This window comes from Dermatobacter hominis (assembly GCF_020715685.1).
In the GTDB taxonomy this organism is placed as follows: Bacteria; Actinomycetota; Acidimicrobiia; order Acidimicrobiales; family Microtrichaceae; genus Dermatobacter; species Dermatobacter hominis.
In genome coordinates this window covers 3739572-3765532 of sequence record NZ_CP085840.1, presented here as the reverse complement: position 1 = coordinate 3765532, position 25961 = coordinate 3739572, and the positions used below count along the sequence as shown (strand labels likewise).

Here is a 25961-nt window from a genome sequence, read left to right as displayed (position 1 = left end):
CGGTTTCGGCCACATCTCTCCACGGTGACCGCCGTCGGGGCCGTCAAGGGGAGGGAGCGACCTCGACCACTCCCGCCTCGACCCGGACCCCGAAGGTCGCCACCTGCACCGACGGGTCGTCGAGGCAGGCGCCGTCCCGCAGCAGGAAGCGCTGCTTGCGGAGGGGCGAGGCCACGTAGGGCTCCCACCGCCCGTCGACCTCGGCCGCCCCCACCAGGCCACGCGACAGCACCGACGCAGCGGCGAACGGGTCGACGTTGTCGATCGCGAACAGCTCACCCGTCCCGCTGAGGCGGAACACCGCCACGTGGCGGCCGTCGACCAGCGCGGCGACGCCGCGGTCGGCGACCAGGTCGTCCAGGGCGCAGACCCCGGTCCAGCGGTCGGTCGCGACCGTCATCGGACCGCCGCCAGCTCGTCGGCGCGGGCCGGCCGGATCTGGTCGCGCTCCCGCACGAAGACGACGGTCGGATCGGGTTCGTCGGGTGCGTTGACGAACGTGACGAACCGGGCGAGCCGCTCCGGGTCCTCGAGCGTCGCCCTCCACTCGCACTCGTAGCCGTCGACGAGCTCCTGCACCTGCGCCTGGAACCCCTCGCCGAGGCCGAGGGCGTCGTCGACCACGACGTCGCGGAGGTGGTCGATGCCGCCGTCGAGCGACTCGACCCAGGCGGCGGTCCGCTGCAGGCGGTCGGCGGAGTGGACGTAGTACATGAGGAAGCGGTCGATGCAGCGGACGAGCTCCTCGTCGCCGAGGTCCTCCGCGAGCAGCTCGGCGTGCCGGGGCCGGGCCCCGCCGTTGCCCCCGACCCAGAGGTTCCAGCCCCGCTCGGTGGCGATGACGCCGACGTCCTTGCTCTGCGCCTCCGCGCACTCCCGGGCGCACCCCGACACGGCCATCTTGATCTTGTGCGGGGACCGCAGGCCCCGGTACCGCTCCTCGAGCCGGATGGCCATCGACGTCGAGTCGGCCACGCCATAGCGGCACCACGTCTCGCCGACGCAGGACTTCACCGTGCGCAGCGACTTGCCGTAGGCGTGGCCGGACTCCATCCCCGCATCGACGAGGCGCCGCCAGATGGCCGGGAGCTGCTCGACCCGGGCACCGAACAGGTCGATGCGCTGGCCGCCGGTGATCTTGGTGTAGAGCCCGAAGTCCCGGGCCACCTCGCCGATGACGATCAGGCGCTCGGGCGTGATCTCGCCGCCGGGGATGCGGGGCACCACGGAGTACGTGCCGTTGCGCTGGAGGTTGGCCAGGAAGTGGTCGTTGGTGTCCTGCAGCGCGGCCTGTTCGCCGTCGAGGATGTGGCCGCCACCGAGCGAGGCCAGGATCGACGCCACGGTCGGCTTGCAGACCTCGCAGCCGGCGCCCGCCGCGCCCGCCGCCCCGGGCGCGCCGAACCGGGCGAGCGCGTCGGACCAGCTCCGCGTGCCCGACGCCCGGATCAGCTCGAACAGCTCCGCCCGGCCCTGCGGGAAGTGGCCGCACAGCGCCTCCGAGACCTCGGCGCCGCGCTCGCGGAGCCCGCGGACGAGCAGCTCGTCGAGTGCCGGGGCGCACCCGCCGCAGCCGGTCCCGGCCCTGGTGCACGCCTTCAGCTCCCCGACCGTCGAGCACCCGCCGGCGACGGCGTCGAGGATCGAGCCGGCGCTGACGTTCTCGCAGGAGCAGATCGACCGGTCCCGTGACGGGCCGTCCGCGCCGTCGGGCGGCGCCGGCGGCCGGAGCAGGTGCGACGGATCGGCCACGGCCTCGGCGCCGCGGAACCGGGCCAGGATCTCGCCGAACGGGGCGGCGTCGCCGACCAGCACGGCGGCCAGCACGCGCCCGTCGCGGTCGACGTCGAGGCGCTGGTACACGCCGGCCGCCGGATCGGTCCACAGCAGCGAGTGCCGCTCGCCGCCGGGTTCCGGCCCGCCGTGGATGTCGCCCACGCTGCCGACGTCCACGCCGAGCAGCTTGAGCTTCGTGGACAGGTCGCCGTCCTCGAACGGCTCGGCGGTGCCCGCGGGCAGCGCGCCCACCGCCTCGCCCACCACCGCCGCTGCGACCCGGGCCATCCGGTAGCCGGGCGCGACGAGGCCGAACGTCCGACCGTCGACCGCCGCGCACTCGCCCACCGCCAGCACGGCGGGATCGGCGGTCACCAGGCGCCGGTCGACCGCCACCCCGCCGCGCGGGCCGAGGTCGAGTCCGGCGTCGCGGGCGAGCTGGTCCCTCGGGCGGATCCCGGCCGAGAAGACCACGAGGTCGACGTCGAGCGAGGTCCCGTCCGCGAACCGGAGGCCGGCGGCCCGGCCGGTCGCGGGGTCGGCCTCGATCCGGGTGGTCTGCCGCTCGAGGTGCACGGCGACGCCGAGCTCCTCGACGTGGCGCCGCAGGACGGCGCCCCCGGCGTCGTCGAGCTGCACGGGCATCAGCCGCGGCGCGAACTCCACCACGTGGGTCTCGAGCCCGAGGCGGCGCAGCGCGTCGGCCGCCTCGAGACCGAGGAGCCCGCCGCCGATCACCGCGCCCCGGCGGACGCCGGGCCGCTCGGCGTCGGCCCGGATGCCGTCGAGGTCGTCGATGGTCCGGTAGACGTGGCAGCCGACGAGGTCGCTGCCCTCGACCGGCGGGACGAACGGCGTCGACCCGGTCGCGAGGACCAGCTGGTCGTACGCCAGCCGCCGGCCGGACGCCGTCGTGACGGTGCGGGCCGTCCGGTCGATGCGGTCGACCGGGTCCCCGAGCACGAGCCCGATGCCGTGCTCCTCGTGGAATCCGTCGTCGACGAGCGACAGGTCCTCAGGGGTGCGGTCGCCGAACAGCGAGCTGAGGCCGACGCGGTCGTACGCGTGGCGACGCTCGTCGCCGACGACCACCACCTCGACGTGGGGCGCGACGCCGCGGTCGACGAGCTCGGTGAGCACGCGGTGGCCGACCATGCCGTTGCCGACGACCACGACGCGGGGCCGGGATCGGACGTCGGAGGGGGTGCTCGACAGCTCGGTCGTGGACATGGCGCCCACCCCACCAGGTCGGCGTTGCACCGCCGTTCCCGGGGGTTGACGGCTCGATGACGGCCACCTCAACCACCGGCGGCGCGCGATGTGCGGCGCCTCACAGCGCCGGTGGGGCGCTGTGAGGTCGCTCGCACACCCGTCGGGTGCGACCGGGCCCGGGCGACCGCTGACCGGGACGACCTGCACCGTCCGGGTTGCCGCGGCGGGTGCCGGCGGCTTGCCTTGTCCGACGCAGGCGCCGACGGGAGGCACGGATGGCGGACGGACGCTGGGACGAAGACGACATCCCCGATCAGACGGGCCGCGTGGCCGTCGTGACCGGCGCCAACTCGGGCCTCGGCCTCGAGACGGCCCGCCAGCTGGCGGCCCACGGCGCCACGGTGGTCCTCGCCGTGCGGAGCCTCGACCGGGGGGCCGCAGCCGTCGAGGACATCGCGTCGAGCGTGCCCGACGCCCGGCTCGAGCTGCAGCAGCTCGACCTCGCGTCGCTGTCCTCGGTGCGGGCCGCCGCGGAGGCGATCGGCGGCGCGCACCCGCGCATCGACCTGCTCGTGAACAACGCGGGGGTGATGTACACGGAGCGCCAGCTGACGGCCGAGGGCTTCGAGCTGCAGTTCGGGACCAACCACCTGGGCCACTTCGCGCTGACGGGCCTGCTGCTCGACCGCATCGTCGGGGTCGACGGATCCCGCGTCGTGACCGTCGCGAGCCTCGGCCACTGGGCGCCGTTCGCGTTCGACCTCGACGACGTCCGGGCCGAGGACCGCTACAACCGCTTCGCCGCGTACTCGCGGTCGAAGCTCGCCAACCTGATGTTCACCTACGAGCTGCACCGGCGGCTCGTGGCGGCGGGCGCGCCGACCGCGGCGCTCGCCGCGCACCCCGGCGGCTCCGACACCGAGCTCGCCCGCCACGTCCCGTTCTCGGACCTGATGCACTCGAGGCTGTCCGCGCTCGCGCAGAGCGCGGCGATGGGCGCCCTGCCGACGCTGCGGGCCGCGACCGATCCGACGGCCGGCGGCGGCCAGTACTACGGGCCCGACCGGTTGTTCGAGACGCGCGGCCACCCGATCGTCGTGCGCTCGAGCCGGCGCTCCCAGGACCGCGGCCTGCAGGCGCTGCTGTGGGCCCGCTCCGAGGAGCTCACCGGCGTCCGCCCCCTCTAGGTCCGGTCCGACCCGTCCCGGGTCGAGGGTCCGGGGACCTGCCAGTCGGGGTCGTCGTGGTCGAGCTCGGGGTCGGGTCCGACCGTCGGGGCGCGGCCGGCGACGAGCTTCTTGGCCAGCCCGTCGAGCCCGGTGGTGCGCCGGGTGAGCGCACGGCCGGCGACGCGGCCGAGCAGGGCGGCCTGCGCCTCGCGCCGGCGGTGGTCGAGCTCGCTGCGGGAGGTCACGGTCAGCCCTCCAGGGTGATCGGCGACATGCCGGCCGGCGGGTCGACGGGGACGAGACGGCCGGGGAAGCCCTTGAAGTGCGGCGTGCCCTGCTCGAGGTCCAGGTGCTCGTCGTCGTCGGGGCAGAGGACCGCGTCGCTCGACACGAACGCGCCCGCGAGCTCGGCGGATCCGCGCAGCTCCGGGTACCACCAGCCGTGCGGGACCCGGAGGTGGCCGGGGAGCATCGAGTCCCGGATGGAGACCTTGGCAACGACCGCGCCGGTCGAGGTCTCGAGCCGGGCCCACTGGCCGTCGACGAGCCCGTCGCGCTCGGCGTCGTCGGGGTGGACGAAGAACTTCGGCGAGGGCGACCGCCGACGGAGCACCCCGACGTTGCGCTGGCCGGTCTGGAAGAACGGGTCCTCGCGGACGCCGGTGAACACCCGGTACGGGAAGCGGTCGTCGGGCGCCGGGCCCTCACGGAAGTACGGGAGCGGATCGAACCCGAGGCGGGCGAGGACCGACGATCGCAGCTCCACCTTCCCCGTCGGGGTGGCGAAGCCGGTGCGGCGGTACTTGCGGAACGACGGCGCCGGGGCGTCCATGATCCGCGTCGCCGAGAACTCGGCGAACGTGGTGCCCGACGGGGCGAGCCGTTCGTCGAGCACGTCCTCGACCGTCGCCCACGGGAAGCGCTCGCCGTGGCCCATCGCGTGTGCCAGGTCGCGCCAGAGGGCGAAGGTGGAGCGGATCTCGCCGCCCGGGTCGACCACCTGCTCGCTGAGCGCCAGGCGGTTCCCCCAGCCCCAGGTGTCGGCGACGTGGGGCCGCTCGCTGAACGCGTCGCCGGGCAGGACGTAGTCGGCCAGCATCGCCGTCGGCGTCATGAACAGGTCCTGCACCACCACGAGGTCCTGGCCCCGCAGCGCCCGGTGCACCCGGTGCTGGTTCGGGTACGAGAGCAGGGCGTTGTTGCCGATCGCGAAGAACGCCTTCACCGGGTACGGGTCGCCGGTGTCCATCGCCCGGAAGACCTCGGACGGGTTGGCCATGTGGCAGCCCATGACCTGGTCCATCCAGCGCACGCCCCACACGCGCTCCATCGGACCGGTGAGCATCTCGGCGGTGCGGTACGTGTAGGCGGGGTGGGTGTCGTAGCCCAGCTGCTTGGCCCGCTGCTCGGGCGTGATGGCGTCGTGCAGCTGCAGCTCGGCCTCGGGCACCCAGCCGGGGTGGGGCGCCAGGAGCTGCTCGCCGCCGACCACGTCGAGGTTGCCGGTGACCGCCCGCAGGATGGAGTGCAGGCGGATCGCCGAGGTCGAGCAGATCTGCTGGTCGGTCACCGGCGTCCACGGGATCACCGCGCCGTCGGCGGTCGCGTAGGCGCGGGCCGCCGCCGCGATCAGCTCGCGGTCCACGCCGGTGATCGCCTCGACGCGCTCGAGCGGGTACTCGTCGACCCGCGCCCGCAGCTCGTCGACGCCGACGCACCAGTCGCGCACGAAGTCCCGGTCGTGGAGGCCCTCGTCGAAGATGACCTTGAGCCAGCCGAGGCACATGGCGGCGTCGGTGCCGGCCCGCAGCCGCAGGTGGAGGTCGGCCCGCTCGGCCTGCTCCGACACCCGGGGGTCGAGGACGATCACGGTGGCGCCCCGCGCCCTCGCCGCCTCGATCAGGTGGTGCACCGGCGTCCACGAGTGCTTCCTCGGGTTGTGGCCGAACAGCACGATGCAGTTCGTCGACATCAGGTCGGGGAACGGGAACCAGCCGTAGGTGAGCCGGTTGACCGCGGCCGTGTTGCCCGCGCACATCGCCACGCCGCTGATCCAGTTGGGCGAGCCGACGAGGTTCATCAGCCGGCGGTCGAGCCCGTGGGCGGTCTGGGTGTTCCAGCCCGACGTCGACACCGCCCACGACTCGGGGCCGTACCGGTCGATCGTGGCCGTGAGCCGCTCGGCGATCTCGGCGATCGCCTGCTCGTGCGTGATCTCCTCCCAGCGGTCCGCGCCCCACTCGCCGACGCGCTTGAGCGGCGTGCGGAGCCGGTCCGGGTGGCCGTGGACCTGGGGCGCGGCCGTGCCCTTGAAGCAGATGTTGCGGGCGAGGAACGGGTTGTCGTGCGGGAGGATCCGGGCCAGTCGGCCGTCCTCCGCCTCGGCCCGCACCTGGCAGCCGATGTCGCAGATCGAGCACACGGAGTAGGTGGTGCGCGGCGGGGCCCCGGCGGTCGTCACGTGGGGTCCTCCTCGTCGTCGGCGGGCACTCGGGCGTCCAGCCGGGCGTCGATCCGGTCGGCCTCGGCGCGCAGGCGGTCGAGCACGACGCGCTCGTGGCCGAGGGGTCGCCCGCCGCCGTAGGCCCGGCCGAGCGCGAGGCCGAGCAGCGCCTCCCGCGCCGTCAGCACGAAGGCCCGCGCGTCGGCGTCGGCGACGGGGCTGCCCGGGGCCCGGCCGGTCGGCGACACGAGCGCGGCGAAGCGGCCGATCGCCGGTGCGAGCTCGGTCGCCAGCTCGGGATCGTTGGCCGCCGCGGACCAGGCCTCGAGCACGGCCTTGAACCGGGGGTCGCCGGCGGCGCGCCAGACGTCGTCGACGATCCCGCGCACGGTCGTCGCCGGCATCCGGGCCCTCGACGCGAAGTCCTCGTGGAGCGACTCGAGCGCGTGGGCCAGCAGCGCGGACAGGTTCGGGAAGTGGTGCAGCAGCGCCCCGCGGGAGCAGCCGGCGCGCTCGCAGACGGCGACGGCGGTCGTCGCGGCCCAGCCCCGATCGACGAGCAGCCCGATCGCCGCGTCGACCAGCAGCTGCTGCGTCGCCGCCGACCGCTCGGCCTGGGTCCTCCCTGCCACGCCGTAGAGCGTAGCCATTTACATGCATGCACGCATGTTTGTTGGTCGGCTCCGGACCACCCCGCTCCCCTCCGCCCGCTTTGTTCCACGATCTCGACGCTGGAACGTCGAAAAGGTGGAACAGAGCGGGCCGGGCAGGCGGCGGGCGGGTCGGGTCGGGGCGGGTCGGGTCAGGGGGCGACGTAGTCGGCCAGGTGCTCGCCGGTCAGCGTCGAGCGGGCCGCGACCAGGTCGGCCGGGGTGCCCTCGAACACGATGCGGCCGCCGTCGTGGCCGGCGCCGGGGCCGAGGTCGATGATCCAGTCGGCGTGGGCCATGACCGCCTGGTGGTGCTCGATCACGATCACCGACTTGCCCGAGTCCACGAGGCGGTCGAGCAGCCCGAGCAGCTGCTCGACATCCGCCAGGTGCAGGCCCGTCGTCGGTTCGTCGAGCACGTAGGTGCCGCCCTCGCCCGCCATCTGGGTCGCCAGCTTCAGCCGCTGGCGCTCACCGCCCGACAGCGTGGTGAGCGGCTGGCCGATCGTCAGGTAGCCGAGCCCGACGTCGTGGAGCCGGTCGAGGATCCGGTGCGCGGCGGGCGTGGCCGCGTCGCCCTCGGCGAAGAACGCGAGCGCCGCGTCGACCGACATCGCCAGCACCTCGCTGATGTCCTTGCCCCCGAAGGTGTACTCGAGCACCGAGGCGTCGAAGCGCCGGCCCTCGCACACCTCGCACAGCGTGGCGGTCCCCGCCATCATCCCGAGGTCCATGTAGACGACGCCGGCGCCGTTGCAGTTGGGGCAGGCGCCCTCGGAGTTGGCGCTGAACAGCGCCGGCTTCACGCTGTTGGCCTTGGCGAAGGCCTTCCGGATCGGGTCGAGCAGCTTGGTGTAGGTCGCCGGGTTGCTGCGCCGCGAGCCGCCGATCGGCGACTGATCGACCACGACCACGTCCTCGAGGTCGGCGACCGAACCGCCGATGAGCGAGCTCTTGCCGGACCCGGCGACGCCGGTCACGACGACGAGCACGCCGAGCGGGACGTCGACGTCGACGTCGTGGAGGTTGTGGGTGCTCGCACCCCGGACCTCGAGGGCGCCGGTCGGGGTGCGCACCTCGTCCTTGAGCGACGCACGGTCGTCGAGGTGCCGTCCGGTCAGGCTGCCGCTGCGCCGGAGCCCGGCGAGCGTGCCCTCGTAGACGATCTCGCCGCCGGCGGCGCCCGCGCCCGGGCCGAGGTCGACGACGTGGTCGGCGATCTCGATCATCTCGGGCTTGTGCTCGACGACGAGGACGGTGTTGCCCTTGTCGCGCAGCTGCACGAGCAGCTCGTTCATCCGCTGGATGTCGTGCGGGTGGAGGCCCACGCTCGGCTCGTCGAAGACGTACGTGACGTCGGTGAGCGACGAGCCGAGGTGGCGGATCATCTTGACCCGCTGGGCCTCGCCGCCCGAGAGCGTCCCGGCCGGCCGCTCGAGCGACAGGTACCCCAGGCCGATCTCCACGAACGAGTCGAGCGTGTCGCGCAGCGCCTCGAGCAGGGGCGCGACCGACGGCTCGTCGAGGTCGCGCACCCACTCGGCCAGGTCGCTGATCTGCATCGCGCAGAGGTCGGCGATGTTGCGGCTCTCCACCTTCGACGACCGGGCCAGCTCGCTCAGCCGGGTGCCGTCGCAGTCCGGGCACGTGGTGAACGTGACCGCCCGCTCCACGAAGGCCCGGATGTGGGGCTGCAGCGCGTCGACGTCCTTGGAGAGGAACGACTTCTGCATGGTCGGGATGAGCCCCGCGTAGGTGAGGTTGATGCCCTCGACCTTGATCTTGGTCGGCTCCCGGTGGAGAAGGTCCTGCATCTCCTTCTTGGTGTACTTCCGGATCGGCTTGTCGGGATCGAAGTACCCGCACCCGCGGAAGATGCGGCCGTACCAGCCGTCCATCGAGTAGCCGGGGATCGTGAGCGCGCCCTCGTTGAGCGACTTCGAGTCGTCGTAGAGCTGGGTGAGGTCGATGTCGTTGACGGCGCCCCTCCCCTCGCACCGTGGGCACATGCCGCCGGTGATGCTGAAGCTCCGCCGCTCCCGCTGCGTGGCGCCCGCCTTCTCCACCGTGACGGCTCCCGAGCCCGACATGGAGGCGACGTTGAACGAGAACGCCTGGGGCGAGCCGATCTGGGGCTGGCCGAGCCGGCTGAAGAGGATCCGCAGCATGGCGTTGGCATCGGTGGCGGTGCCGACGGTCGAGCGCGGATCGGCGCCCATCCGCTGCTGGTCGACGATGATCGCGGTCGTCAGGCCCTCGAGGACGTCGACCTCGGGCCGGGCGACCGTCGGCATGAAGCCCTGGATGAACGCGCTGTAGGTCTCGTTGATCAGGCGCTGCGACTCGGCGGCGATCGTGCCGAAGACGAGCGAGCTCTTGCCCGATCCGGAGACCCCGGTGAACACCGTCAGCCGGCGCTTGGGGAGCTCGATGCTGACGTCCTTCAGGTTGTTGACCCGGGCGCCCTGCACGCGGATCAGGTCGTGGCTGTCGGCGGTCCGCGGCGTCCGGGCGCGCGACTTCGTGGCCATGGTCGGTGATCTCCTCGCGGGACGGGGCCGGCGGAGCGGCGACGGGCCGCTCCGCCCGGCCGCTCGGTCAGGCCTTCTCCTGGATGCGGATCATGTTGCCCGCTGGGTCCCGGACCGCGCAGTCCCGCACGCCGTAGTCCTGCTGGATCGGCTCCTGGACGATGTCGGCGCCGCTCGACTCGAGCCGGGCGAACGTGTCGTCGAGGTCGGGCGTCGCGAGGTTGACGCCGAAGTAGCTGCCCTTGGCGATGACCTCGAGCAGCGTCGTCCGCTCCTCGTCGGTCAGCCCCGGGGTCGCGGCCGGGGGGTGCAGCACGATCGCGGTGTCCTCCTGCCCGGGGGGACCGACCGTGATCCACCGCATGTCCTCGTAGCCGACGTCGAGCCGGACGTCGAAGCCGAGCACGTCCCGGTAGAAGGCCAGGGAGGCGTCGGGATCGAGGTGCGGGAGGAAGCTGGAGTTGATCGTGAGTTCCATGCCGTCGACGCTAAGGGCGCGGTCGGGACGGAGCTTCTCGATTCCTGATCGGTCTGGTGACCTGCTTGGCGACGCAGGGCGGGATGCCCTCGGTCGAGCGGGCCGCCTTCCGCCGGTACTCGCTCGGCGGCATGCCCACGAGCTCGCTGAACCTGGTGCTGAAGGTGCCGAGCGACGAGAAGCCGACGGCGAAGCACACGTCGGTGACGCTCATCTCGCCGAGGCGGAGCAGGGCCATCGCCCGCTCGATCCGGCGTGTCATCAGGTAGCTGTAGGGCGACTCGCCGAACGCCTGCCGGAACTGCCGGCTGAGGTGGCCGGCCGACATGTGCGCCCCCCGGGCCAGCGCCTCCACGTCGAGCGGCTCGGCGTAGTCCCGGTCGATCCGGTCGCGGACGCCGCGGAGCAGCACGAGGTCGACCATGCGCTGGTCGTCGAGGTGGGGCCCGGCCATCGACCGATGGTGCCACACGCCGACGACGGTCCGGACCCCGGTCAGCTCGGTGCGACGACGGTGGCGGCGAGCGCCGTCCGGTGGTCCTTCGCCCACGGCGGCCCGAGGCGGGCGCGCGGCCCACGGAGGACCTCCTCGGCCCGGTCACCGAGTTGCGCCGCGGCCTCCGCCTCCACCCGCCCGGCGTCGTAGCGGTGGACGGCCCAGCCCCGGTCGGCCGCGGCCGAGGCGAGCACCTGGCAGTACATCACCGAGTCGGCGCGGCTCTCGTGGGGCACCCGGCGCTGCGTCGCCACGTCGGTCGGGAAGTCGTCCGGCCAGGCGCGGACCGACACGGACGAGACTGGTCCGACGTCCGCCTCGAGCGCCGCCAGCGCGCCCGCGGCGCAGGCCGCCACCGACGAGCGGACCTCGGCCACGAGCGCTGCGAGCTCGTCGTCGTCGAGCAGGTCGCCGGTCCGGTGCATCTCGTGCGGCCCGCCCTCGTGGTGCACCGGGGCGGGCGGGAGACCGGGTCCGACCAGCTCGATGCGTCGGCGGTCCACCACCACGTGGTCGTCGGTCGCGGTGACGACGACGGCCCAGCCGAGGTGGTGCGCGATCCCGACACGCATCCCACGAGTCTGCCGTCGATCGCCGTGCCGGGTGCGCACGGACCGGTGCGCTGTGACGTCCGGCGCAACCCGTTGTCGCTGCTGTCGACTGGTCCTATTGTCCCTTGCATCATGCAATGGAGTGCAGGCCGCACCCACGAGCAGAGGAGCTGACATGACCGAGGCAGTGATCGTCGACGCCGTCCGCACGCCGCTCGGCAAGGGCAAGCCCGGTGGCGCCCTCGCCGGCGTCCACGCGGTGGACCTGCTCGCCCACCCGCTGGCCGCGCTGCTCGAGCGAAACGACCTCGACGGCGCCGTGGTGGACGACGTGATCGTCGGCGCCGTGAGCCAGGTCGGCGAGCAGGGCGTCAACGTCGCCCGCCGGGGCGCGCTCGCCGCCGGCTACCCCGAGCGGGTGCCGGCCACGACGGTCGACCGGCAGTGCGGGTCCTCGCAGCAGGCGATCAGCTTCGCGGCGCAGGGGGTGCTCGCCGGGGCGTACGACCTGGTGGTCGCCGGCGGCGTCGAGTCCATGAGCCGGGTCCCGATGGGCTCCTCCGCGGCCGGCACCGACGACCTCGACGGCGAGCGGCTGTCGGCGCGCTACCCGGACGGCTTCGTGCCGCAGGGCGTCGCCGCCGAGCTGATCGCGGCGAGGTGGGACCTGGACCGCCGACGGCTCGACGAGTTCGGGCTCCGCTCGCAGGAGCTCGCGGCCGCGGCCCGCGCCGAGGGCCGCTTCGACGGCGAGATCGCGCCGATCAAGGTCGCCGACGGCGACGGCGGCCTGACCGTCGTCTCCTCCGACGAGGGCATCCGTGAGACGTCGCTCGACCGCCTGGGCGCGCTGCGTCCCGCCTTCGAGCACCCGTACTGGTCGGAGCGGTTCCCGCAGATCCGCTGGTCCGTCACCGCCGGCACCTCCTCCCAGCTCACCGACGGTGCCGCCGCCGTCCTGGTCGCCAGCCGGGAGCGGGCCGACGCCCTCGGGCTGCCGGTCCGCGCCGTGGTCCGCTCGACGGTCGTCGAGGGCGACGACCCGCTCTTCATGCTCACCGGCGTCATCCCCGCCACGCGCAAGCTCCTCGACCGGGCCGGCCTGGGCATCGACGACATCGACCTGTTCGAGGTGAACGAGGCCTTCGCCCCGGTGGTGCTGGCCTGGGCCGACGAGCTCGGTGCCGACCTCGACCGGGTCAACGTGCACGGCGGCGCCATCGCCCTCGGCCACCCGCTCGGCGCCTCGGGCACCCGCCTCGCGACGACCCTGGTGAACGCCATGGAGCAGCGCGACGCCCGCTTCGGCCTCCAGGTGATGTGCGAGGCCGGCGGCCTCGCCAACGCCACGCTCTACGAGCTGGCCCGCTGATGCGCCGCTCCACCGACCGACCCGCGGCGACGGGGGTGCGCCCCGTGACGGCCGACGGGTCGGCGCCGACGGCGACCGCGGACGCGCCGGGGACGGCCGAGCCCCGGTCCTTCGACCGGGTGACCGCGCTCGAACCGCTCGACCACGGCGGGTTCGCCGTCGAGCTCGACGCGGACTGGGGCATCGCCGACCGGCCGAACGGCGGGTCGCTCCTGGCGATGCTGGGGCGGGCCGCCACGGTCGTGGGAGGTCAGGACCACGTGCTCGCCGCCAGCGCCCACTTCGTGCGCTCGCCCGAGGTCGGCCCGGCGAGCATCTCGACCGAGCTCCTCCGCTCGGGCCGCTCGGTGGACCAGGTGCGGTGCCGCCTGGACCAGGCCGGCGACGTCTGCGTCGAGGCGGTCCTCACGGTGGGGCACCTCGACGAGGGCGCCGAGCCGCAGTGGTCGGGCGGTGTCCCCGACCCCGGGACGACCGACCACGACGACGCCGTGCGGATCCTGGGCCCCACGCCGACCGGCATGGACGTCCCGCTGCTGCGCCAGGTCGATCTCCGGCTCGACCCCTCGTCGCTCGAGTTCGCCGCCGGCCGGCCGACCGGCCGGGGCGAGCTGCGCGGCTGGCTGTCGCTCCCGGGCGGGGCGGCGTTCGACCCGTGCTCCCTCCTGTTCGCGGTCGACGCCTTCCCGCCCGCCACCTTCGACGTGGCGCCGTCGGGCTGGGTGCCGACGCTCGAGCTCACGGCGTACGTCCGCGCCCTGCCGGCGCCGGGGCCGGTGCGCGTGCTGCACCGCGCCCACATGATCTCGGGCGACCTCGTCGACGAGAGCTGCCACGTCTGGGACCGGCTGGGCCGCCTGGTCGCGCAGTCGACGCAGCTCGCCGGCATCCGGGTGAGCTGAGGACCGCCCGGCGCGGCGCCCGCTCGGACCGGCCCGCAGCGGTCCGCCCGGGCGAGGATGTCGCCATGGATCCCGTCCTGGACGACCGCTTCGACCGGCTCGACGAGCGGCGCTGGCTCGCCAGCTACCTGCCGCACTGGAGCTCGCGGGCCGCAGCGGCAGCGACCTGGCGCGTCGGCGACGACGGCCTGCACCTCACGATCCCGCCGGAGCAGGGCCGGTGGTGCGCCGACACGCACGAGGAGCCGCTGCGCGTGTCGTGCATCCAGAGCGGCAACCGGTCGGGGCCCGTCGGCAGCACCGACGGACCCCAGCCGTTCCGCCGCGGCCTCGAGGTGCGGGAGGAGCAGCCCACGTGGTGGGGGTGCACGCCGCTCGGCGGCCGCGTCGAGGTCACGATGCGGGCCACGATCTCGCCCCGGTCGATGGTGGCGTTCTGGATGTCGGGCATCGAGGACCGGCCCGAGCGCTCCGGCGAGATCTGCGTGGCGGAGATCTTCGGCGACGCGGTGAGCCCCGGGTCCGCCGAGGTGGGCATCGGCGTCAAGGCGTTCCGGGATCCGGCGCTGCACGAGGACTTCCGGGCGGTCCCGCTGCCGCTCGACGTCGCCGAGCCCCACACCTACGGCGTCGACTGGCGACCCGATGCGCTGACCTTCGACGTCGACGGCGAGGTCGTCCGCCGGGTCGACGAGGCGCCCGACTACCCGGTGCAGCTGATGATCGGCGTGTTCGACTTCCCCGCCAAGGCCACCGACGGCGACGTGCCCACGCCGGAGCTGGTGGTCTCGCGCGTCCGGTGCGAGCCCGGGTGACCCGGGACCGGTGGGGCGCGACCGGGCCCGGAACGGGTACGGACGTCCCATGGACGACCATGTCGCCGGCCCCGATCCCGTGACCGTGGGGCCACGGGCCACGGCCGAGCACCACGTGCGGATCGACGGACGGTCCTGGCGGGCCACCGACCCGGCCATCCCCGACCGCCTGCGCGCCGAGCTCGTCGACGAGCTGATGGCGGCGCGCCGAGCGGTCGGCGCCGCACGGCGGGGCCACGACGAGGCGGCCGAGCACGCGGCCCGGCGCCGCGTGCAGGACGCCAAGGTGGCGCTCGGCGAGCGCGGCCGCGCCTGGTGGGAGGAGCCGACGCCCGAGGCGACCGACGAGCGGCTGCGCGCCACGATCCTGGCGCTCTGCCGCCACCGGGGAGCCGACCGGTCGATCTGCCCGAGCGACGCCGCGAGGGTGGTCGGTGCCGAGCGCTGGCGGGACCGCATGGACGCGGCGCGGGCCGCGGCGGTCGAGCTCGCCGCCGACGGCGAGGTCCGGATCCTCGCCCGCGGCCGCGCCCTCGATCCCGCCGAGCCGCTGCGCGGGCCCGTCCGGATCGGGCTCGTCGGACAGGAGGGGCGCCGGTGAGCCGGTACGAGGTCAACCCCGCGGCCGTCGCCCGCGCCGAGGCGCTCATCGACGCCCGCCAGTACGTGCTCGACAGCGACTGGGGTGCCGCGCAGCCGGGCGCGGCCGAGCAGAACGCCTTCCTCGAGCGCCACGGCTGGGACGAGTACGCCGAGTGGCACCTGGGCCTGACCGAGGGGGCGACCGACGGCACGAAGGCGAGGTACGCCTTCGTCTACGGCGACTTCCGGCGGGTCCACCGCACGGCCCTGATCGCCTGCGTGTACCGGGCGGCGGAGTGGCGCCACAAGGCGGTCGAGCTCGCGGCGCACGACCTGCTCCAACGGCTCGACCGGCTCACGGGGTAGGGCGTCCGGACGCGGCGACGCCCGCGACCCGGGGGTCGCGGGCGTCGCTCGAGCTCGGTCGGTGCGAGGTCAGCCGAGGTCGTTGTCGGCGATGAAGGCCTCGGCGATGGCGTCGGCGTCCTCCTTGTCGACGTCGTACTGCTTGTTCAGGGCGGTCAGGTTCGCCGTCGTGATGGCGGCCGACGTGTCGTTCACCAGCTTCACCAGGTCGGCGTCGTCGGCCAGCGCCTGGGTGACGACCGGGATGATGTTGTCGGCGTTGAAGATGCCCTTGTCGTCCTCGAGCACGACCCAGCCGTTCTCGGCGATCGCGCTGTCGGTCGAGAAGATCACCGCGACCTGGACGTCGCCCTCCTTCAGCGCGGACTTGGTCAGCGGGCCCGACGCGTCGAGCGGCACGAACGTGGAGGACAGGTCGATCCCGTACGTCGATTTGAGGGCGGGGAGGCAGCCGGCGTTGGACGGGCAGTCCTGCGGGCCGCCGAGCTTGATGCCCTCCTTCAGGTCGGAGATCTTCGTCACGTTCTCCGAGGTCGACGTCTCCTTCGTCACGACCAGGGAGTTGCTGTCGACGGCCTCGGACGGCTCGAGCGCGACGAGGCCCTGCTTGGCCAGCTGCGCCTGCAGCGCCTTCACCGTGGCGTCGACGTCGGGGGACGCCTCGCCGGCGTTGCCGTTCAGGAACTCGACGGCGCTGGCCGCGTACTCGGGCACGAAGTTGATGTCGCCCGAGTCGACGGCGGCGTAGATCGCGGCCCGGTCCTTGAAGCTCTGGTACGTGACCTTGTAGCCCTGCGACTCGAGGACCTGCCCGTAGATCTGGCCGAGGATCTCCGACTCGCCGAAGGCCTGGGTCCCGATCTTGATCTCTGGCTTCGATGACGACTCCGAGCCCGACGACGACGAGTCGTCCTTGTCGTCGCCACATCCGACAGCGATCACCGCCACTGCGGCGATGAGCGCGACGACGGCTGCGAGCTTGCGGTTCACACGCATGGTCCCCTCCGTTGGGTGCCCACCCGGCGAACCGGGCGAATTTCCGACCAACCTAGTCGGCTATTGCAGCTCGGCACCCGCCGCCGGCGCGGACGGGCCCTTCGCAGTACGACCGCGGGCCTCCCACGGCGTGGCCGCCCGGGCCACCGCACGGATCCCGACGTCCGCGATCAGCGCCAGTCCGACCACCAGGACCACGCCGCCGTAGAGCATGCCGTCGTCTCGGTTGGCGCGGCCGAGCGTGATGAAGCGGCCGAGCGTGTTGTACCCGACGAACGCGCCGAGCGTCGCCGTCGCGATGACCTGGCCGGTGGCGATCCGCACGCCCGACAGGATGAGCGGCGACGCGAGCGGCAGCTCGACCCGGCGCAGGAGCCCGAGGGGCGTCATGCCGAGCCCGCGCCCGGCGTCGATCACGTCGCGGTCCAGCTCGGCGATCGCGGTCGCGGTCGACACGAACATGGGCGGCACCGCCAGGGCGAACATCGCGACGAACGTCGGCAGGAACCCGATCCCGCCGCCGGCGGCGACGACGAAGGCGAGGACCGCCAGCGACGGGATGGCCCGACCGATGTTGGCGACCGCCGAGGCGACGACCTGCCCGCGGCGCCGACGGCCGAGCGCCAGGCCGCCCGGGATCGCGAGCACCCCGGCCGCGGCCAGCGCCAGGACGCACACCCACACGTGCGCCAGCAGGCGGGCCCAGATGCCGTTGTCGCCCCGCCAGCTCTCGGACGAGGTGAAGAACACCCAGAGGCCGTTCACCGGTCCGACCCCCGGTAGCGCCACGGGCTGAGCAGCCGGCCGGCGACCACCAGCACGAGGTCGGCGATCGTCGCGAGCACGACCGACAGCACGACCCCGACGACGATCAGCGTCGGGAAGTCGCGCGTCAGGCCGTTGTCGATCAGGTTGCCGAACCCGCCGAGGTCGAACAGGCCGCCGACGGTCACGAGTCCGATGATCGTGACCGTCGCGATCCGCACCCCGCCGATGATCGTCGGCATCGCCAGCGGCAGCTCGACCCTCCAGAACCGCTGGCGGGCGGTGTAGCCCATGCCGTCGGCCGCGTCGACGCTCGCGGGGGGCACCCCGTCGAACGACGCGACCAGGTAGGGCGTGAGCACGACGAGGCTGTAGGTCGTGAGCGCCACGATCGGCACCGCGATGCCGGTGCCGAGCCACGGGATGAGGGCGGCGAACAGCGCGACGCTCGGGATCGCGTAGAGCAGCGTGTTGAGCGCGGTGATCGGACCGTTCGTCCAGCGCCACCGCCGGATCACGAAGGCGAGGCCGGCGGCGAGCACCAGGCCGAGGAACATCGACACGACGGTCAGCGTGAGGTGCTGGGCGGTGCGCTCCCACAGGTCGTCGGTGTGGTCCGCCAGCCAGTCCCAGCGGATCAGCGGCTCGTCGGCCTGGGCGACGATCACGCCGGCGACCCGTTGCCATCGGCGCCGTCGCCGTCGGCGCCGTCGGCGCCGTCGCGCACGGTGGCGCTCAGCGTCGCCAGGCCCACGCTGCCGAGGGCGGTGCCGTCGCGGGTCACGACGACCGACGCCGCGCCGCTGCGCAGCAGCACGTCGAGCGCCTCCCTCGCGGTGCCCCTGACGTCCATGGTCGGGGCGGAGTCGACCGGCCCGTCGAGCGGGTCCAGCTCGAGATCGCCGAGCGGGACGAGCGCCAGGCGGCGCAGGCTCCGCTCCCCGCCGAGGAACGAGGCGACGAAGTCCGACGCCGGCGCGCCGAGCAGGTCCACCGGGGTGGCGTACTGGGCCAGCCGCCCGCCGACGGCCAGCACCGCGATCCGGTCACCGACCTTGATCGCCTCGTCGATGTCGTGGGTGACCAGGACGATCGTGGTCCCCAGCCGCTGGTGGAGCTCCACGAGCTCGTCCTGCAGCCGGGCGCGGACGATCGGATCGACCGCGCTGTACGGCTCGTCCATCAGCAGCACCGGCGGGTCGGCGGCGAGCGCCCGGGCGACGCCCACCCGCTGCTGCTGCCCGCCCGAGAGCTCCGCCGGGTACCGCGACAGCATCGACCGGTCGAGATCGACCAGGTCGGCGAGCTCGTCGATGCGCGCCGTCCGCCGGTCGCGGGGCCAGCCGAGCAGCCGGGGCACGGTGGCGATGTTCTCCGCGATGGTCAGGTGCGGGAAGAGCCCCACGCCCTGGATCACGTAGCCGATCTGGCGCCGCAGCTCGTGCACCGGGCGGGACCGCACGTCCTCGCCGAGGATCCGGATCTCCCCCGACGTCGGCTCCTCGAGCCGGTTGAGCATGCGCAGGGTCGTGGTCTTGCCGCACCCCGACGGGCCGACGAGCACCACGAGCTCCCCGGCGGGCACGTCGAGTGTCAGACCGTCGACGGCCGGATCGGTCGATCCCGCGTACACCTTGGTGACGTCGCGGAGCTCGATCGCCGGAGCCGGGGCACCCTCGGCGGCATCGCCCATGGTCGAGGGACGTTAGCGGCGCTCGGACGCCCCGCGTCCCCCTCGGGCTCAGCCGGCGGCGCGCCCCTTGCCCGCGGCGCCCGGATCGGCCGGTCGGCCCTTGCCGGCGGGCGGGCCCGCGGGCGGGTCGGCCTTCGCGGACTTCGAGCCCGACGAGCCCGCGCCGGGAGCGCCGGCGGCGCTGCCGGTGCTCCCGGCGTGACCGGGCGCGGAGGCGGATCGGCCGGGCTTGGTCACGTCCGCGCAGAACTCCGCGATGCTCTGGCCGGCCTCGCTCGCGGCGGCCGCGAGGTTGCGGGCGGCCACCGAGCCCTCGGGCAGCTCGGCCCGGTCGCCGAACGCGGTGCACAACCCGTGCTTGGCGGGGCCGGTCGCGTCGGGACCCTGCCCACCCTCGGTCGCCGGTGGCGCCGTGGTGGTGGGCGCCTCGGTGGTCGTGGTCGTCGACTCCGTCGTCGTGGTCGACTCGGTCGTCGTCGTGGCCTCGGTCGTGGTGGTGGTGTCGTCGGGCGCCGTGCTGGTCGTCGACTCGTCGGCCTCGGCGGCGACGACGGCGCGGCCCTCGGAGCCGACCGGCAGTGATCCGGCCGCAGCCGCCACCCCGGTCAGCCCGAGCACCGCGGCGGCGGCCCCAACGGCGGTCCTGGTCGACATCCGACGTACGCGCATGTACGGCTCCCCAGCTCAGGACCGGCCGGCGGCCGGTCGCCACATGTGTCGGGTGGATCGCTGCGGACGGCCGCACCGTTACACCGGTCGCCCCTCGAGGTGCGGGTCCCACCACCGGGCTAGGTCGAACGGATCATTCACGCCGGGTCGCGTAACGACCCCCGGGGTGCGATCGATCCCCCAGCTGACCCGCACGAGGAGGACAGCCGGTGGGACGACGGTCGCATCGCCAGGTACACGGAGGGAGACGACGGGAGCGCGGCGCGGCGCTGGTCGAGTTCGCGCTCGTCGTCCCGATCTTCGTCCTCCTCGTCATGGGGATCATCGACTTCGGGATGGCCTTCAACGACTACAACTCGGTCCGGCAGGGGGTGCGGGAGGGCGCCCGTCAGATCGTGGTGGCGGACTGGGGCACCGACGGCTGCACCACCGGCTCGTCGTCCGCGAGGGCGGCGTGCGTGACGCGGGCCCGCATCGGCCTCAACACCTCCGACACCAAGGTCAAGATCGTCCTCCCGGCGAACTACGCGCCGGGCGACCAGGTCAAGGTGTGCGCGATGTACCCGTTCCGGTCGCTGACCGGCCTCTTCTCGGCGATCCTCAACGGGTCGATGGCCAAGTCGAAGCTGTCGATGCGGATCGAGCAGATCGACGACGCCGAGCCGATCACCGCCTACCAGGACGCCCCGCCGGCCGGGCAGAGCTGGTCATGGTGCTGAGCGCAGCACGGGCGCTCCGGCGCCGCACGCTCGGGCGCACCCGGGACGAGCGCGGCGCCTTCCTCATCATCGCCGCGCTGCTCCTCGTGGCGATGCTCACCGTGACGGCGATCGCGGTCGACCTCGCCAACGCACGTCAGCAGAAGCGCCAGGCCCAGGCGACGGCCGACGCCGCCGCGCTGGCGGCGGCCCAGGACCTGCCCGACCCGGTCAAGGTCGTGGCCACCGCCAAGGCCTACGCGCTGCAGAACTTCGACGTGCCGGGCTCCGCCTGGATCGGCTGCAAGGACCCGGAGCACCTCGCCAACATGGCGGACCTCTCCAACTCGAACCAGTGCATCTCGATCGACGAGGCGTTCTCCCGCGTGAGAGTGGTGGTGCCCGACAAGGCGGTCAAGACGTACTTCGCCGGCGTCATCGGCGTCGACTCCGTCGCCGTGGCGGCGGATGCCATCGCCGAGGCCAAGCTCAAGCGCGACGACCGCATCATCCCGGCGACCGTGGCCGCGGCCTCGGGCAGCGGCAACCTCTGCATCGAGAACGGCGGCAACAACGTCGGCTGCGCCTCGCGCACGAGCGGCAACTTCGGGTCGTTCGACGCCCGGCGCGTCAGCCTGTTCAAGCCCACGTCGAACGCCCAGCAGGACTCGCTGCGGATCAACTACTCGATGGGCATCGACCACGCCCTGGCGATCTACGGCACCGGCACGCCGAAGGTGTGCGACGTCAACCTGCAGTCGCCGTGCACGACGACCAACGTGTCGTCGACGCTCGAGGCCAACCACCTCGTCCCGTTCACGGGCAACAACGTGCCGCCGCTGACCGACGGCGTGATCGACAACGCGACCATCAGCACCGACGACGGCGACCTCCTCTTCTGCGGTCGCCTCAAGCGCCCCGACCTCACCGACGAGAACCTCACGCAGACCGATCCGGAGGGCTGCACGCACTGGGCCGACTCGCCCGGGCCGGGGCCGTCGATCACCGTGCTGGGCGACAAGATCAACGGCCGGCACGCCTACACCTGGATGAAGCCGGCGTACCAGACCCTCTTCTTCCCCGGCGCCAGCTCGTCGACGCCGTCGACGAGCTCGACCTGGGCGACCGGCGACGCCAAGCTCGCCTGCTTCATGAAGACCTACCGGTTCGACTACGGCGGCTCGTACAGCCAGGGCCACGCCGCCCAGACCGAGTTCTTCATCGACCCGACCAAGCCGATCGACCCCTCGACCGGCGTCGGGACCGAGTTCACCCTCGCTCAGGCGAAGACCTACCTCACGACCACGTGCGGCCTGGACGCCACGACCGTGGACGCCAAGCTCGCGAGCCTGACCGATGCTGCGACGTTCTGGCCGATGTTCAACAACGGGATGGTGACCGACCCCCGGTTCGGCATGATCCCGGTGGTCAAGAACTTCGGCAGCGGTGGCAGCACGGCCATGCAGCTCGTGCGCTTCTGGTCGATCTACATGTACCGGCTGTACCCGAACAACGGGAACACGAAGTTGGACGCGATCGACGCCTGGGTGTTCGAGCCGGCGCTGATCCAGACGCCCTCGGGCATCGCCGACCTGCAGTTCGGCTACCAGACCGCTCGACCCATCGTCCGCCTGGTGCACTGACGCCCCGGCGCCGACCGACGTCCCTGGCGCCTCGCGCACCGACGTCCCGCGGCCTCGAGCGCTGACGTCCCGGTGCACTGGACCGCTCGACCGCAGAGGGCCAGCGCGCGCAGTGGCGGAGGCCCTTCGCCGTGGCGAAGGGCCGTCGCAGCCGGTCGCGATCAGCCCGTGCGGCCGGCCCGGCCGGTGCCGTTCACGGCACCGCTGCCCTGGCCGTTGACGGCGCCCTGGCCGCTGCCCCCGGCCGCGGGTGGGGCGGTCGGCGTGGTCCCGCCGGCGTTCGACGAGGTGCCGCCGTTGCCGTTCGCGCCGCCGCCGTTGGCAGCGCCGTTCGTGCTGCCGCCACCCTTGGACTGCCCGTTCGCGCCGCCGCCGTTGGCTGCGCCGTTCGTGCTCCCGCCGCCGTTCGCGCCCTTGGCCTCGGAGGCGGCGGCGCCCGTGCCGCTCTGGCCGGCGCCCGGGTTCGCGTCGCCCGACCGACCCGGCGCCGCCTCGTCGGCGGACGTCACGCCCGGCGCGCCGGGGGGACCGGGGACGGTGTCGGGGCCGGAGCCGGGGACGACCTCGGGCGGTGCGGGGACGATCCAGCCGGTCGTGGAGGTCGAGCCCCCGTCCGAGCCGCGGTCCGGGCGGTCGGCGTCGTCCGTGGCGCCATCGCCGCCGTCGCCCACCGTGGTCGACGGGACGGTCGTGGTCGTGGGGTCGCTCGTGATCCCGGGGATCGGCAGGTGACCGGTCGCGGCGGCCGCCACGCCGCCCAGCGTGGTGGCGACGACGACGCCGGCGATCACCGCCTTGGCCGGGCGTCCGAGCACCCGGCGTCGCCGGCGGTCGGCGACCTCGTCGACCGGCTGGACCAGCGTGCCGCTGGCGGCGGTGCCGTCGGCCACGAGCGCGGCGATCGCCGCCTCGGCACCGGGGAGCTCGTCCGTGCCCGGGAGGTGGCGCGCCGACTGCAGGAGCGCCGCCACGTCGGCGTAGCCGACCGGCGCCTCCTCGGGCGCGAGGGTGCCGTCGAGGAGACCCTCGACGACCTCGTCGGGCAGTTCGGACGTCCGCAGCACGTCGTCCGGATCGTCCCAGCCGCTCATGGCGTTACGTCCGTCGGGCGGCGGAGTTGCTCTGCGAGCTTCTTGAGCGCTCGGTGCTGGGTGACGCGGACCCAGTTGGCGGAGCGCCCGAGCATCCTCGCGACGGTCTCGGCGTCGAGGTCGGCGACGACCCGGAGCAGCACGACCTCGGCCTGGACAGGCGGGAGCAGCGCCACGATCCGGTCGACCGCGTCCTGGGAGTCCAACGAGCTCGACGGGTCGGAGCCGTCGGTGTGGTCGGCCCGGTCGACGAACGACTCGGGTGACGCGCTGGACGTGCGGCGCCGCATGCCCCGTCGGCGGTGGTCGATGACGCGGCGACGGGCGATCGTGAAGGCCCACGCCCGGAACCCGTCCTCACCGCCCTCGAAGTCGCCGATCTTGGCCGCGATCGCCACCCACACATCGGCGGCGATGTCGTCGGCGGCCTGCGGCTCCTCGAAGCGGAGGTACCGCACCAGGCGCGGCTGCACCCGGCGGTAGAGCGCGGCCGCGGCCGCCTCGTCACCTCTCTGCACCGCCGTGAGCAGCGTCTCGAACGCCTCGTCTGCCGTCATCCTCGAACGGGCTCACGTCAGTGGAGCCCCTCGGTCACGGTACCGGCGACGGGCGGAGAGCCGTTGCGATCCGGGCGGCCGCCGGACCCCGCGTGGCGCGGGGTCCGGCCGCCGGCCCGGACCGTCAGACGCGGGCCCGGCCGCGGGCGCCGGTGAGGACGGCGATCACGAGGCCGATGACGCCGATCACCGCCACGATGCCGCCGATGGTGGCGTTGGCGAACGCGGCGATGAGGACGCCGACGACGATGACGAGCAGAGCAGCACCGATGGTCATGGGATCACCTTCTCCTGGATCGACAGCACCGTCGCTGTCGGGGATGTCCGGCCCCTACCCGGCCAGGTCACCGTCCAATCACCTGCCGTGCAGATCGGCCGGTGGACCGCCGGATCGCGCCGAGGGCGAGGGGCGGGGTGACGGACCTCGGGTCGCCGCGACGTTTGCGGCGCGACCCGCGTCCGGGCAGGCTCCTGGGCGTGCCGCCTCCCGCGTCGGCACCCCGGAGGAGGTGCCCGGTGCGGATCGTGATCATCGGCGGCCACGGCAGGGTGGCCCTGCTGCTCTGCCCGCTCCTCGTCGACGCCGGGCACGAGGTGACCGCCGTCGTGCGGAACCCGTCGCACGTCGACGACGTGGCCGCCACCGGGGCCACCCCGGTCGTCGCGGACCTCGAGGCCTTCGACCGGGAGCGGATCGGCGCGCTGCTCGCGGGCCACGACGCGATCGTGTGGTCGGCCGGTGCGGGCGGCGGCGACCCGGAGCGGACGCGGGCGGTCGACCGCGACGCCGCGATCCGCTCGATGGACGCCGCCGCCGCGGTCGGCGTGGAGCGCTACGTGATGGTGTCGTACTTCGGCGCCGGCCCCGAGCACGGCGTCCCGCCCGGGTCGAGCTTCCACCCGTACGCCGAGGCGAAGGCGGCGGCCGACGAGCACCTCCGGCGCACCGGCCTCGACTGGACGATCCTCGGTCCCAGCACCCTGACGTCGGAGCCCGGCACGGGGCTGATCGAGGTCGGCGACGACGTGACGGGCAGCAGCGTCCCGCGCGCCGACGTCGCGCGTGTGATCGCCGCCGTGCTGGAACGGCCCCGCACGGCGAGGTCCACGATCGCGTTCAACGCGGGCACCACCCCGATCGACGAGGCCCTGGCCCGCTACGAGCGGTGACGGTGCCGCTCGGCGGTCAGCCCACGCCGACCGGCGCGGTGGGCGTGAAGCGCACCGGCAGCCGCTTGATGCCGCCGACGAGCGGCACGCCGGCCGCCTCGAGGTAGGTCGGCTCGCCGGCGACCTCGATGTCGGGCAGGCGCGTGAGCAGCTGGCGGAACACGACCGACAGCTCCCGGCGGGCGAGGTGCGCCCCCAGGCAGAAGTGCGGGCCCGGCCCACCGAAGCCGACGTGGGGGTTGGGATCCCGCAGGACGTCGAATCGCTCCGGCTCGTCGAAGACCCGCGGGTCGCGGTTGGCGGCGCCGTAGAAGAGGACGAGCTTGTCGCCCTCGTCGAAGTCCTGGCCCGACAGGGTGAGCGGGTGCGTGACCGTCCGCCGCATGAAGGTCACCGGTGACGCCATCCGGACGATCTCCTCGACCGCCGTCGGCGTGACGGCGTCGAGGTCGTCCTGCCAGACCCGGCGCTGGTCGGGGTGCTGGCCCAGCAGGTGCATGCCGATGCTCGTCGCCGTGCGGGTGGTGTCGTTGCCCGCCACGGCCAGGAGGATGAAGAACGGGGCGATCTCCTCCGGGGCGAGCATGTCCTCCCCCAGGTCGTTGTGCACGAGGGCCGACGTGAGGTCGTCCTGCGGGTCCTTGCGCCGCTGCTCGGCCAGCTCGCCCATCAGGGTCGTGAGCGTGATGCCGGCCTCGAACAGCGCGCTGATGATGTCGTCCTTGCCACCGAGCATCTCGGGGTCACCGGCGCCCAGGATCACGTTCGTGGCGTCGAGGACGGTGCCGAACTCGCTGCGGGGGATGCCCATCATGTCGCAGATGACGAGCAGCGGGAACGGCTGGGAGATCGCCTCGACGAGGTCGACCTCGCCCTTCTCGCACATGCCGTCGATGACCTCGGTGCAGATCGTCTCGACCGAGTCCAGCACCCCCTGCAACGCCCTCGGCGTGAACGAGCGGGCGACGATCCCCCGCTGCCGGGCGTGGCGCGGATCGTCCATCGTGATGAACGACCCGAAGAACTCCATCGCGTCGGTCGGCATGTCGGCGATCGAGATCGACCCCTGGCCGGAGCAGTAGTCCTGCGGGTGACGGCTGACCTCGACGACCTCGGCGTACCGCGTCACCGCGAACCACTCGTCGGGCACACCCGTGAGGGGGTTGTCCGACTCGGCCCTCGTGAAGGGCCCCTCCTCGCGAAGGACGGCGAAGTCGGCCATGCGCTCGTCGAGCGAGCGCCGCCAGAAGAGCGGGTCGCCGAGCTCCAGTCGCTGCGTCATCGTCGAGGACCTCCACGTGCGGTTGCGGTCCCGTCACGATAGGCGATCGCTGAT

General features: G+C 73.5%; 27 protein-coding genes. 9 read left to right on the top strand and 18 right to left on the bottom strand.

The features are described from left to right. Window positions 1-43: 43 nt before the first annotated feature. Window positions 44-400: a nitrite reductase small subunit NirD gene (gene nirD, locus LH044_RS17645; protein ID WP_227756908.1), complete on the bottom strand. Its 357-nt coding sequence runs from the start codon at window positions 398-400 to the stop codon at window positions 44-46. Then, window positions 397-3006 carry a nitrite reductase large subunit NirB gene (gene nirB / locus LH044_RS17640; RefSeq protein WP_227756907.1) on the bottom strand — a complete coding sequence of 870 codons (2610 nt, stop codon included), beginning with the start codon at window positions 3004-3006 and terminating at the stop codon, window positions 397-399. The genes nirD and nirB overlap by 4 nt, the downstream gene beginning before the upstream one ends. 257 nt (window positions 3007-3263) lie before the next feature. On the opposite strand from nirB, the gene LH044_RS17635 reads away from it, so the two are divergent. Next, the gene (locus LH044_RS17635) at window positions 3264-4175 is read left to right on the top strand and encodes an oxidoreductase (RefSeq protein WP_227756906.1); all 912 of its coding nucleotides are present in this window, start codon (window positions 3264-3266) and stop codon (window positions 4173-4175) included. Here the strand turns inward: LH044_RS17635 and LH044_RS17630 are convergent. The 7 genes from LH044_RS17630 to LH044_RS17600 all read right to left on the bottom strand — a co-directional run bounded on the left by LH044_RS17630 (window position 4172) and on the right by LH044_RS17600 (window position 11327). Further along, entirely contained in the window at window positions 4172-4402 is a 231-nt protein-coding gene (locus LH044_RS17630; protein WP_227756905.1) for a hypothetical protein, read from the bottom strand. The two genes, LH044_RS17635 and LH044_RS17630, sit on opposite strands and share 4 nt — an antisense overlap. Before the next feature lie 2 nt (window positions 4403-4404). Beyond that, window positions 4405-6618: a molybdopterin-containing oxidoreductase family protein gene (locus LH044_RS17625; RefSeq protein ID WP_227756904.1), complete on the bottom strand. Its 2214-nt coding sequence runs from the start codon at window positions 6616-6618 to the stop codon at window positions 4405-4407. After that, the gene (locus tag LH044_RS17620; protein WP_227756903.1) at window positions 6615-7232 is read right to left on the bottom strand and encodes a TetR/AcrR family transcriptional regulator; all 618 of its coding nucleotides are present in this window, start codon (window positions 7230-7232) and stop codon (window positions 6615-6617) included. Before LH044_RS17620 ends, LH044_RS17625 begins: the two co-directional genes overlap by 4 nt. 170 nt (window positions 7233-7402) lie before the next feature. Then, on the bottom strand, window positions 7403-9781 hold the full coding sequence (locus tag LH044_RS17615) for an ATP-binding cassette domain-containing protein (RefSeq protein ID WP_227756902.1): 2379 nt from the start codon (window positions 9779-9781) through the stop codon (window positions 7403-7405). 67 nt (window positions 9782-9848) lie between these two features. Continuing rightward, window positions 9849-10259 (bottom strand): VOC family protein, encoded by a 411-nt coding sequence (locus tag LH044_RS17610; protein ID WP_227756901.1) that lies wholly within the window; start codon window positions 10257-10259, stop codon window positions 9849-9851. A 10-nt stretch (window positions 10260-10269) separates the two neighbouring features. Then, the gene (locus tag LH044_RS17605) at window positions 10270-10713 is read right to left on the bottom strand and encodes a helix-turn-helix transcriptional regulator (RefSeq protein WP_227756900.1); all 444 of its coding nucleotides are present in this window, start codon (window positions 10711-10713) and stop codon (window positions 10270-10272) included. A gap of 41 nt (window positions 10714-10754) precedes the next feature. Beyond that, window positions 10755-11327, bottom strand: coding sequence for a hypothetical protein (locus LH044_RS17600; RefSeq protein ID WP_227756899.1), 573 nt, complete (start codon window positions 11325-11327; stop codon window positions 10755-10757). A gap of 154 nt (window positions 11328-11481) precedes the next feature. Here LH044_RS17600 and LH044_RS17595 point away from each other — a divergent pair, with 154 nt between their 5' ends. The 5 genes from LH044_RS17595 to LH044_RS17575 all read left to right on the top strand — a co-directional run bounded on the left by LH044_RS17595 (window position 11482) and on the right by LH044_RS17575 (window position 15343). Then, window positions 11482-12678: a thiolase family protein gene (locus tag LH044_RS17595; protein WP_227756898.1), complete on the top strand. Its 1197-nt coding sequence runs from the start codon at window positions 11482-11484 to the stop codon at window positions 12676-12678. Window positions 12679-12722: 44 nt separating this feature from the next. Further along, complete coding sequence (locus tag LH044_RS17590; RefSeq protein ID WP_227756897.1) at window positions 12723-13580, top strand: thioesterase family protein; 858 nt, start codon at window positions 12723-12725, stop codon at window positions 13578-13580. A 65-nt stretch (window positions 13581-13645) separates the two neighbouring features. After that, window positions 13646-14395 (top strand): glycoside hydrolase family 16 protein, encoded by a 750-nt coding sequence (locus LH044_RS17585; protein WP_227756896.1) that lies wholly within the window; start codon window positions 13646-13648, stop codon window positions 14393-14395. A gap of 49 nt (window positions 14396-14444) precedes the next feature. After that, complete coding sequence (locus tag LH044_RS17580) at window positions 14445-14996, top strand: DUF3253 domain-containing protein (RefSeq protein WP_227756895.1); 552 nt, start codon at window positions 14445-14447, stop codon at window positions 14994-14996. Continuing rightward, window positions 14993-15343 carry a hypothetical protein gene (locus LH044_RS17575; protein WP_227756894.1) on the top strand — a complete coding sequence of 117 codons (351 nt, stop codon included), beginning with the start codon at window positions 14993-14995 and terminating at the stop codon, window positions 15341-15343. Before LH044_RS17580 ends, LH044_RS17575 begins: the two co-directional genes overlap by 4 nt. A gap of 69 nt (window positions 15344-15412) precedes the next feature. Here LH044_RS17575 and LH044_RS17570 read toward each other — a convergent pair whose 3' ends face one another. From LH044_RS17570 to LH044_RS17550, 5 genes are read right to left on the bottom strand one after another with little or no spacing between them, the layout of a single operon-like run. Then, complete coding sequence (locus LH044_RS17570) at window positions 15413-16339, bottom strand: ABC transporter substrate-binding protein (RefSeq protein ID WP_227756893.1); 927 nt, start codon at window positions 16337-16339, stop codon at window positions 15413-15415. A 60-nt stretch (window positions 16340-16399) separates the two neighbouring features. Then, on the bottom strand, window positions 16400-17104 hold the full coding sequence (locus tag LH044_RS17565; protein ID WP_227756892.1) for an ABC transporter permease: 705 nt from the start codon (window positions 17102-17104) through the stop codon (window positions 16400-16402). Then, the gene (locus tag LH044_RS17560; protein WP_227756891.1) at window positions 17101-17772 is read right to left on the bottom strand and encodes an ABC transporter permease; all 672 of its coding nucleotides are present in this window, start codon (window positions 17770-17772) and stop codon (window positions 17101-17103) included. The genes LH044_RS17565 and LH044_RS17560 overlap by 4 nt, the downstream gene beginning before the upstream one ends. Then, window positions 17769-18797: an ABC transporter ATP-binding protein gene (locus LH044_RS17555; RefSeq protein ID WP_227756890.1), complete on the bottom strand. Its 1029-nt coding sequence runs from the start codon at window positions 18795-18797 to the stop codon at window positions 17769-17771. The genes LH044_RS17560 and LH044_RS17555 overlap by 4 nt, the downstream gene beginning before the upstream one ends. Before the next feature lie 48 nt (window positions 18798-18845). Further along, the gene (locus LH044_RS17550; protein ID WP_227756889.1) at window positions 18846-19451 is read right to left on the bottom strand and encodes a hypothetical protein; all 606 of its coding nucleotides are present in this window, start codon (window positions 19449-19451) and stop codon (window positions 18846-18848) included. Between the two features lie 224 nt (window positions 19452-19675). On the opposite strand from LH044_RS17550, the gene LH044_RS17545 reads away from it, so the two are divergent. Both LH044_RS17545 and LH044_RS17540 read left to right on the top strand, forming a co-directional pair. Then, window positions 19676-20185: a TadE family protein gene (locus LH044_RS17545; protein WP_227756888.1), complete on the top strand. Its 510-nt coding sequence runs from the start codon at window positions 19676-19678 to the stop codon at window positions 20183-20185. Further along, complete coding sequence (locus LH044_RS17540; protein WP_227756887.1) at window positions 20176-21807, top strand: pilus assembly protein TadG-related protein; 1632 nt, start codon at window positions 20176-20178, stop codon at window positions 21805-21807. Before LH044_RS17545 ends, LH044_RS17540 begins: the two co-directional genes overlap by 10 nt. Before the next feature lie 161 nt (window positions 21808-21968). Here the strand turns inward: LH044_RS17540 and LH044_RS17535 are convergent, their stop codons facing one another. From LH044_RS17535 to LH044_RS17525, 3 genes are all read right to left on the bottom strand, one after another. Beyond that, complete coding sequence (locus LH044_RS17535) at window positions 21969-22898, bottom strand: hypothetical protein (RefSeq protein WP_227756886.1); 930 nt, start codon at window positions 22896-22898, stop codon at window positions 21969-21971. Further along, window positions 22895-23455, bottom strand: a complete 561-nt coding sequence (locus LH044_RS17530) for an RNA polymerase sigma factor (RefSeq protein WP_227756885.1) — start codon at window positions 23453-23455, stop codon at window positions 22895-22897. Before LH044_RS17530 ends, LH044_RS17535 begins: the two co-directional genes overlap by 4 nt. A 124-nt stretch (window positions 23456-23579) precedes the next feature. Beyond that, window positions 23580-23732: a hypothetical protein gene (locus tag LH044_RS17525; RefSeq protein ID WP_227756884.1), complete on the bottom strand. Its 153-nt coding sequence runs from the start codon at window positions 23730-23732 to the stop codon at window positions 23580-23582. 239 nt (window positions 23733-23971) lie between these two features. Here LH044_RS17525 and LH044_RS17520 point away from each other — a divergent pair, with 239 nt between their 5' ends. Next, the gene (locus LH044_RS17520; protein ID WP_227756883.1) at window positions 23972-24625 is read left to right on the top strand and encodes an SDR family oxidoreductase; all 654 of its coding nucleotides are present in this window, start codon (window positions 23972-23974) and stop codon (window positions 24623-24625) included. A gap of 16 nt (window positions 24626-24641) precedes the next feature. Here the strand turns inward: LH044_RS17520 and LH044_RS17515 are convergent, their stop codons facing one another. Then, window positions 24642-25907, bottom strand: coding sequence for a cytochrome P450 (locus LH044_RS17515; RefSeq protein WP_227756882.1), 1266 nt, complete (start codon window positions 25905-25907; stop codon window positions 24642-24644). Between the last annotated feature and the right edge of the window lie 54 nt (window positions 25908-25961).

Coding starts and splice junctions, on each gene's coding strand:
- LH044_RS17540 (WP_227756887.1), top strand. CDS start 20,176: ATGGTGCTGAGCGCAGCACGGGCGCTCCGGCGCCGCACGCTCGGGCGC.
- nirB (WP_227756907.1), bottom strand. CDS start 3,006: ATGTCCACGACCGAGCTGTCGAGCACCCCCTCCGACGTCCGATCCCGG.
- nirD (WP_227756908.1), bottom strand. CDS start 400: ATGACGGTCGCGACCGACCGCTGGACCGGGGTCTGCGCCCTGGACGAC.
- LH044_RS17615 (WP_227756902.1), bottom strand. CDS start 9,781: ATGGCCACGAAGTCGCGCGCCCGGACGCCGCGGACCGCCGACAGCCAC.
- LH044_RS17585 (WP_227756896.1), top strand. CDS start 13,646: ATGGATCCCGTCCTGGACGACCGCTTCGACCGGCTCGACGAGCGGCGC.
- LH044_RS17555 (WP_227756890.1), bottom strand. CDS start 18,797: ATGGGCGATGCCGCCGAGGGTGCCCCGGCTCCGGCGATCGAGCTCCGC.
- LH044_RS17535 (WP_227756886.1), bottom strand. CDS start 22,898: ATGAGCGGCTGGGACGATCCGGACGACGTGCTGCGGACGTCCGAACTG.
- LH044_RS17525 (WP_227756884.1), bottom strand. CDS start 23,732: ATGACCATCGGTGCTGCTCTGCTCGTCATCGTCGTCGGCGTCCTCATC.
- LH044_RS17550 (WP_227756889.1), bottom strand. CDS start 19,451: ATGTCGACCAGGACCGCCGTTGGGGCCGCCGCCGCGGTGCTCGGGCTG.
- LH044_RS17580 (WP_227756895.1), top strand. CDS start 14,445: ATGGACGACCATGTCGCCGGCCCCGATCCCGTGACCGTGGGGCCACGG.
- LH044_RS17515 (WP_227756882.1), bottom strand. CDS start 25,907: ATGACGCAGCGACTGGAGCTCGGCGACCCGCTCTTCTGGCGGCGCTCG.
- LH044_RS17605 (WP_227756900.1), bottom strand. CDS start 10,713: ATGGCCGGGCCCCACCTCGACGACCAGCGCATGGTCGACCTCGTGCTG.
- LH044_RS17595 (WP_227756898.1), top strand. CDS start 11,482: ATGACCGAGGCAGTGATCGTCGACGCCGTCCGCACGCCGCTCGGCAAG.
- LH044_RS17530 (WP_227756885.1), bottom strand. CDS start 23,455: ATGACGGCAGACGAGGCGTTCGAGACGCTGCTCACGGCGGTGCAGAGA.
- LH044_RS17635 (WP_227756906.1), top strand. CDS start 3,264: ATGGCGGACGGACGCTGGGACGAAGACGACATCCCCGATCAGACGGGC.
- LH044_RS17600 (WP_227756899.1), bottom strand. CDS start 11,327: ATGCGTGTCGGGATCGCGCACCACCTCGGCTGGGCCGTCGTCGTCACC.
- LH044_RS17570 (WP_227756893.1), bottom strand. CDS start 16,339: ATGCGTGTGAACCGCAAGCTCGCAGCCGTCGTCGCGCTCATCGCCGCA.
- LH044_RS17610 (WP_227756901.1), bottom strand. CDS start 10,259: ATGGAACTCACGATCAACTCCAGCTTCCTCCCGCACCTCGATCCCGAC.